Origin of the sequence: Chamaesiphon sp. GL140_3_metabinner_50 (assembly GCF_025361915.1) — a bacterium.
GTDB lineage: Bacteria > Cyanobacteriota > Cyanobacteriia > Cyanobacteriales > Chamaesiphonaceae > Chamaesiphon.
In genome coordinates, this window is record NZ_JANYJC010000173.1 from 1 (window position 1) to 7,556 (window position 7,556).

Sequence of the window (7,556 nt, forward strand, 5' to 3'; positions counted from 1 at the left end):
CGATGCGGGACATTTGGGACAGCGGTTAAATTTAGCCGCAATTCGGCTCGATCTTGGTGTTAGTGGAATTGCCGGATTTTTTGACGATCGTGTCAATGAAGTACTCGGAATTCCCGAAGATGAAGCTGTATTGTATATTACCACCTTGGGTCGTCCGGCATGAGTTGAAGACTGAGAGTAAGAAGTAAGAAGCGAAAAGTGCGTTCTTGGGGAACAAGCGAAGCACCTTTTCAAGACAGTCAGAAGTAAGGAGTAGAAAGCAAATCAAAGATTCGATTCACTATCCACTATTCACTCTAGATGTCTAATTTGACACTGGAAAATGAACATATATTAGGAGTAAAATCATGATAAAGAAAACAGCTAAAATTTGGATCTCGGTAATTAGTGTGATGTTTGCTGTGGGGATTTTGCTTCCCAACATCCCCGCATTGGCAAATAAAGACACGGCGGCTCCCGCTACAGCTAAATCAGCCACCTTAAATTTGACTGGTACCATCCGCAAATTAGCCGTAGAAGGCACTTGTTATCAGCTAGATGGTGATAATGGTCAAAAATACGAATTGATGGGTAAATTCCCTAAAATTGACGGCACTAAAGTGCGAGTTAGCGGCGTTGTCAAAACAGATATGATGACTATTTGCCAAGTCGGACAACCATTGCAAGTCAAAACAGTGCGCGTTATTAAATAACCCAAGTTGTTACCTTAGAATTGCCAACGATTAAAACCGCTGTGAGTGTAGGTAGTAACTTGAGTTAAATAATTTGAATTATGCCTTTAAGACATCAGATTTAGGTTTAGAACCAGCTATTTTCAGTTACACTACCGATAACTGCTATTGAGGTGGTGGCATTTGATATTCCGGTTTTGGCGTGTAATAACTCATATTGCAAGACCACTTGCCAAAAGTATTTTGCACGCATACTCCAACGCTCTCAGGTACGCGCGAAACCGTGCAGTTGCCTCCTGCTGGATGTCCGCCGCCAATGGTATGACACATGTAGTGAACCACACTGCCTTGGAGATCGTATGCAGGTTTGGTTATATCGATATTGCTAAAAATTCGGGAATCGTTGCTACTAACCCGGCGCGGTTTGGAAACTTGCAAGTTGAGGATGTCCATAAACTGTGTCGAGAAATTGTTTTGGTATCCACCACTTTCTCGATCGCAAGCAGCGTAGATTGCTGCCTGTTTAGCACCGATCGCACCGCTTGTCGGTGCAGTTCTCGACGGACAAGTCCGAGGTTGGCGGTTGGTACCGATATTACGAGATTGAGCGGTGACGATGCCTGGATTTAATAGTGTCAGCAGCGTACAGCCGACGATCGCGAGGGTGAGTTTTGATTTCATATTGAGTTTGGATGTAGATTAGGCTTTATCGCCTAAATGAACTTTTACCGTTGGGATCGATCGATGCTCTAAGTTATCAATCGGGCAACTTCGATCGAATAATGCACCCCAATTAATTTAAATAGTTCGATCGATCCCCCTTTCGGATCTTTTCATACTTCCGGTCGTATTTTCTATCCTCAAAATCCAATCCTCACAACAGCCAAGAACTAGATTTCATGCTCGATTCAAGCTCTAGCTAGACGCGATCGATATCTTTGGTGCAGAAACTTGCGATTCGAGCTGTTTGACTCGATCGATTAGTACAAACAGTACCGTCTTGGGACAGGGAGACGGGGGGACGCTTACTCCCCGCACCCCGCTCCTACTCTGGCTTAACAGTAATAACCCCATACGCGCTCGGCGATAGGTACTGACGTGCGGCGAGTTGGATGGTAGTAGCGTCGAGAGATTGAATCTGTTGGGGGTAATTTAGAGCGGGAGTAATATCTCCGACTATAGACTGATAGTAACCGTAAAGATCCGCGCGATCGCTGGGTGTTTCGGTGCCAAAGATGTAACGATTGGCAACTTGACGGCGGATGCGGGAGATTTCGGCTTCGGTAATGAGGGTGGTTTGGAGTCGAGCAATATGCTCGGTAATAATTTGCTCGACTTGGGCGATATTTTCGCTCGGCAACTGGGCACTGAGGTAAAATAGTCCCTGAATCCGGTTGCTCATATTACTGACGCTGATACTATTTACCAGTTGGCGTTCTTCGCGGAGTTCTTTGACTAGGCGGGAAGTCCGTCCCGAAGTGAGAATCGCCGCTAAAATATCTAGGGGATAAGTTTCGGATAAATCTAGCAATCCCGGTACGCGCCAGACCATAATTAAGCGTGCTTGCTTGAGACTGGGGTCGATATGTTCTTTGCGAACGATGCGAGAAAATGGGAGTTCGGGAGTTGGATGAGACTTTTTGCCGACAAATTCGGCGGCGGGGATAGTCCCCGTTTGCGAGGCAAAACCATCGGCGACAATCTCGATTAATTCTTCGACGGGGAGATTGCCAACGGCAACGGCAGTCATCGCGGTAGGTTGATAATGGGTAGCGTGGAAATAGCGCATCTGCTGGGCGGTAACGCCCTCAATGACGGCTTCGGGGCCTAAAACAGGACGACGATATGGTAATTTGGCAAATGCCACCTCGATCGCCTGCTGATAGATGCGGCGGGAAGAGCTATCATGAGATCTGCGAATTTCTTCGAGTACCACCATTTTTTCGCGCTCGAAGTCATCGTCGGGAATGCGCGGATTGGTAACGACATCGATTTGGAGTGGAGCTAATGCGGCAAAATCTTTAGGCGCGGTAGTAATGTAGTAGTGGGTATAATCTTGACTCGTCGCGGCATTAGTTTCGGCACCGCGCTCTTCTACCAGTCGCTCGAATTCCCCCGCCGCCAGTCTGGATGTACCTTTGAACACCATGTGCTCTAGAAAGTGCGCCATGCCATTAATGGCATCGGTTTCCACAAAGGAGCCGACATTTAGGTAAATATTCAAATTTACGGCTTCTACAGGCATTTGTTCGGCAATAATCGTCAACCCATTGGGTAACGTGCGAACTGTCGGGACGGGGGTAATTGTCACTGCAAATTTGCTCCTGATATATTAGTCTACTTATTGCTAGTGCATTCAGCAATTCTCATTTTAAAACTCTGACGCTATTTTATCGCTTCAATCTTGGCGATAAGTTTGACGATATCATGCGGATTGCAGCAGTTTTATTTTTAAAAACCAGCATCAGATCCGGTCTCAATTTTCATCATGAGCATTGCTGTAGTGCATTCGATTCTCATACTGAGAGGCTACGCCAACGAGCTTACCAATTTAGAGCAGTCTCGATCCTGGCAGTAAATTACGTCCTGCTACCAGCTATAAACCGATCGAATCGGGATATTTACATTAGTATAGTAGACCCGCACGCGATTGGGTTCGGTTTAATATCCGCAAAATTCACAATGGTGTCACTCGAAATCGATCGCCCGAATTACGTGTAGTTTAAATTTGGGGATGTTCTATCGATCGATCGAGCTGAATTTTAATTAATCGATCGCTCCGTGGGAATACTAATAGTTAATATCGAACAACTATAAATATCGAGCTGGAGACCGAACGATTAGATGCAAAATATTTCACAAACACTCACCCGCTACGAACATCTGTGGCGCAAACAAAATGTCGTTGTTTGGGCATTTGGTTGGGCGGCACTATCGCTGTTATTTTACATGTTCTTGAGCGGTTCGGCACAGAACACCGAGCGGCCATTCTGGTATCGAATTTTTACAGCTTATATTCTTCAAAATGTGCCGACAATCTGTGCGGGGCTACTGTGTATTCGGAATGGCACTAGCAGCAGAATGCCCAGCGGTAGCAAGGTGTGGCTGTTGATGGGCATTGCTTTGTTAGCTTATTTTGTGGGTAATATTTTCTTTAGCTCGTGGGAATTAGTCTGGCATCTCAATTCAACTGGTTCGCTTGGCGATCCGTTTTTTGTAATTTTTTATATCTGTCTGTTGTTAGCAATGTTTATCGCGATCGTCAGTAAGCGCGTAAAATTAAAAATATATCAATGGGCGATCGTCGCCGGAATTAGCATTTATGCGGCTGCTATCGCGATGTGGATTCTCAAGCCGTCAGCAACCGATAGCTCATTAGTTCCAACTGCAACAACCGCTACCAGCAGCCAAGTTCAGACTACAACGACAAACACATCTACGGCTACTGTCGCACCTGCGATTCCACCACCAGCCAGCGAACCTACAACAACTGCGCCGGGATGGGTAATGTTTTTCGATCGGATCTTGAAGCCGTACGGACAGAAATTAAATATTTTCTATGTCTGGTGCGATGTCGTCTTATTGAGCTTCGCAATTGCCATGATTTTAGCATTCTGGGGCGGACGACTCAGTAATGCTTGGCAGGTAAATGCTCAGGGGATTATTTGTTTTTACATCGCAGATATGTGGTTTGCCTACGCGGGAAACCACATCCAAGATTATCAGGGCGGATTTATGCTAGAAGTCTTCTGGATTCTCGGAGCCATCCAGTTTGGCGTAGCCGCCAGCACCGAATTTGAGTATATGCTAGCACGCCAGAAAAAATCTGCAAAAGCTGATTTTTACACCGTCGATTATTAGGAGCGGGGAGCGGGGAGTTGGGATGACGGGGTGACGGGGGGACTAGGAGACGGGGAGACGGGGGACTGGAAGCATTGATTTTAAATCCTCCTTACTTCTTACTCCTTACTTCCTACTCCCATCTCCTCACTCCCATCTCTTCCCACTCGCCCCCAACTACGATCGCACCTGCATAATCGGCAGCAATTTCTAGTTTCTGAATCTGCCAAATGCCAGCTATGGGGCTGGAAATAATCGCCGCAGGGGTGGTGGGATCGATCGAGACTTCGATTTGGTCTAACGGAGTGCTAAGACCAGTGCCACAGGCTTTTAGATAGGCTTCTTTTTGCGTCCAGGCGTGGAAAAATGCGGCTTGTTGGCTATCGAGGGGAAGGCGATGAAAAATCGCTTGCTCGGCGGCTGAAAAAAACCTGTCTACCAGATCTGCGGCGGGTAATGGGTGAATGTATTCTACATCGATGCCGATCGGGAATTTAGCACTAATGCCATAGACAGCTCGATCGCGAGAATGGGATAAATTAAACTCAATTGGATCGCCCTCCACCGCAGGTTTACCCTGTGCGCCCAATTTGAAAACGATTTGGGATGGAGTAAGATTGAGGTACTGACTCAGAATCTGCCGTAAATATCCCCGCGCGACAATCCAGCGATTTCCGTGGGTGGGATTAATAAACTTAGCGGCGCGTTGGCTCTCTTGCGCTGTTAAAAATTGACTAAATTCGTGAATGCGATCGCGATCTAAATTGAGATCGACACTCCAGACATGAACATCTCGCGCTAATAACATCAACATGCTTGGATCTGCGGTGCAAAGAATGGTAGATAATTAGTGAAGCCAATTCTACTCCCGTTCAAATTTACCGCAACCTGGCACCGATCGACACGATCGCAACAGCTCTCATCGAGCATCGCCAAGCATAGTCGGAGTAGAATAGATCTTCGCCGCATCACTTCACAGGTGAAATCTCGGCTTCAAGTAATTAGTAATTGTCATCGAACTAGATTTAGCATATGCGAACCCATTATTGCGGCACGATCCGCACCGAACAAATTGGCGAAACTATTACCCTGTGCGGATGGGTAGATCGTCGCCGCGATCTTGGGGGGGTGATTTTTCTCCATTTGCGCGATCGATCTGGATCGGTGCAGGTAGTCAGCGATCCCATTCGCACCCCCGCATCTTATCATTTAGCCGAAACGCTCCGCAGTGAATACGTGGTCAAAATTACCGGACGAGTTTACAATCGTCCCGAAGAATCGCTCAATACGCGCATTCCCACAGGCGAAATTGAAGTTTATGCCGAGCAAATCGAGGTTTTAAACCGCGTCCACAACCAATTACCCTTCCAAGTATCTCAAACCGAAAACGAGTTCGTCCGGGAGGATTTACGCCTCAAGTATCGCTATCTCGATCTGCGGCGCGAACGGATGAGTGCTAATCTGCAACTCCGCCATCGGGTAATTAAAGCCATCCGCCGCTGTTTGGAAGATCGGTTTAACTTTATGGAAATTGAAACGCCAATTTTAACGCGCTCCACTCCCGAAGGTGCCAGAGATTTTATCTTACCCAGCCGGGTTAATTTAGGCGAATGGTTTGCCCTGCCCCAATCGCCGCAATTATTCAAGCAGCTATTAATGGTATCGGGATTCGATCGCTATTATCAAGTCGCGCGCTGTTTTCGCGATGAAGATTTACGGGCAGATCGACAACCAGAATTCACCCAGTTAGACATGGAAATGAGTTTCATGTCTCAGGAAGAAATTATCGATCTCAATGAAGAATTGATCTACCAAATCTTCAAAGAAATTAAAGGCATAGAATTATCCCGTCCCTTCCCTCGGATGACTTATGCCCAAGCGATGGATGAGTATGGCTGCGATAAACCCGATACTAGATTTGACTTAAAATTAGTCAACGTTTCCGAACTATTTAAAGATTCCCAATTTAAAGTATTTTCAGGCGCGATCGCCTCTGGTGGCGTGGTTAAAATTCTACCGATTCCTGGTGGGAACGAAACTATCTCCAACGTCCGGATCAAACCAGGTGGTAACTTATTTAAAGAAGCCGCCGAAGCCGGAGCCAAAGGTGTCGCTTATATTCGCGTTTTAGATAATAACGAAATCGAAACGATCGGGGCAATTAAAGACTCCCTATCTGAAGCAAGCAAACAACAACTATTAACCCTCACAGGTGCCAAACCTGGCGACTTATTACTATTCGGTGCTGGCGATGCCGCAATGGTCAATAAAACACTCGATCGCTTGCGATTAGTCATCGGTCGCGAACTCGGTTTAATCGATGATAATAAAGTCAATTTATTATGGGTCACCGACTTCCCCATGTTCGAGTACAACGCCGATGAAAAGCGACTCGAAGCCCTCCATCACCCCTTCACCGCTCCCCATCCTGACGACATCGCCGATCTGACCACCGCCCGCGCGCAAGCCTACGATATCATCTTCAACGGTACCGAAATCGGCGGCGGCAGCGTGCGAATTCATCAACGCGAAATTCAAGAAAAAGTCTTCAGTGCGATCGGATTATCGACAGAAGAAGCTAACGACAAATTCGGCTTTTTACTCGAAGCATTTGAATTTGGCACCCCCCCACACGGCGGTATTGCCTACGGACTCGATCGACTAGTAATGTTACTCGCAGGTGAAGACTCCATTCGCGATGTAATTGCCTTCCCTAAGACCCAGCAAGCCCGGTGTTTGTTAATGAATGCCCCATCAGGTGTCGATACCAAACAACTCAAGGAATTAGAGGTAATTTCTACCTATAAACCTAAGGCAGATAGTCAATAATTTAGCCGTTGCTAGGGTCAATTCAGGAATTGCCCCTAGCAACGACTAAAATAAAGATAAACATGGAGAAAAGTTACGATGTCAATCGCACTCAAACCAGAACAGCAGCAGTTTATTCAACAACAGATTGCCTTGGGGCGGTTTGAGTCTGAAGAAGCAGTTTTAGAGAAAGCATTACAACTTTTGTCATCCCAGTATCTTGAATACGATGCATGG

At 46.4% G+C, this 7,556-nt stretch carries 8 protein-coding genes; 5 read left to right on the forward strand and 3 right to left on the reverse strand.

Going from position 1 to position 7,556, the window contains the following annotated elements:
• On the forward strand, positions 1-163 hold a 163-nt coding region (locus Q0R35_RS08765; protein ID WP_295616302.1), incomplete at its 5' end, for a nitroreductase family protein.
• 184 nt (positions 164-347) lie between these two features.
• Positions 348-692, forward strand: coding sequence for a hypothetical protein (locus Q0R35_RS08770; protein WP_295616283.1), 345 nt, complete (start codon positions 348-350; stop codon positions 690-692).
• A 144-nt stretch (positions 693-836) separates the two neighbouring features.
• On the opposite strand, the gene Q0R35_RS08775 is transcribed toward Q0R35_RS08770, so the two are convergent.
• Both Q0R35_RS08775 and Q0R35_RS08780 read right to left on the reverse strand, forming a co-directional pair.
• On the reverse strand, positions 837-1,352 hold the full coding sequence (locus Q0R35_RS08775; RefSeq protein WP_295616286.1) for a hypothetical protein: 516 nt from the start codon (positions 1,350-1,352) through the stop codon (positions 837-839).
• A 364-nt stretch (positions 1,353-1,716) separates the two neighbouring features.
• Positions 1,717-2,982 carry a pitrilysin family protein gene (locus tag Q0R35_RS08780; RefSeq protein ID WP_295616289.1) on the reverse strand — a complete coding sequence of 422 codons (1,266 nt, stop codon included), beginning with the start codon at positions 2,980-2,982 and terminating at the stop codon, positions 1,717-1,719.
• Between the two features lie 533 nt (positions 2,983-3,515).
• On the opposite strand from Q0R35_RS08780, the gene Q0R35_RS08785 reads away from it, so the two are divergent.
• Positions 3,516-4,532 (forward strand): hypothetical protein, encoded by a 1,017-nt coding sequence (locus Q0R35_RS08785; protein ID WP_295616292.1) that lies wholly within the window; start codon positions 3,516-3,518, stop codon positions 4,530-4,532.
• A gap of 112 nt (positions 4,533-4,644) precedes the next feature.
• Here the strand turns inward: Q0R35_RS08785 and Q0R35_RS08790 are convergent, their stop codons facing one another.
• Positions 4,645-5,325, reverse strand: coding sequence for a 4'-phosphopantetheinyl transferase superfamily protein (locus tag Q0R35_RS08790; protein WP_295616295.1), 681 nt, complete (start codon positions 5,323-5,325; stop codon positions 4,645-4,647).
• Positions 5,326-5,543: 218 nt separating this feature from the next.
• Here Q0R35_RS08790 and aspS point away from each other — a divergent pair, with 218 nt between their 5' ends.
• Complete coding sequence (gene aspS / locus Q0R35_RS08795) at positions 5,544-7,340, forward strand: aspartate--tRNA ligase (RefSeq protein ID WP_295616299.1); 1,797 nt, start codon at positions 5,544-5,546, stop codon at positions 7,338-7,340.
• 78 nt (positions 7,341-7,418) lie between these two features.
• Positions 7,419-7,556: type II toxin-antitoxin system ParD family antitoxin (locus tag Q0R35_RS19505; protein ID WP_366944848.1), on the forward strand; the 138-nt coding region annotated here is incomplete at its 3' end.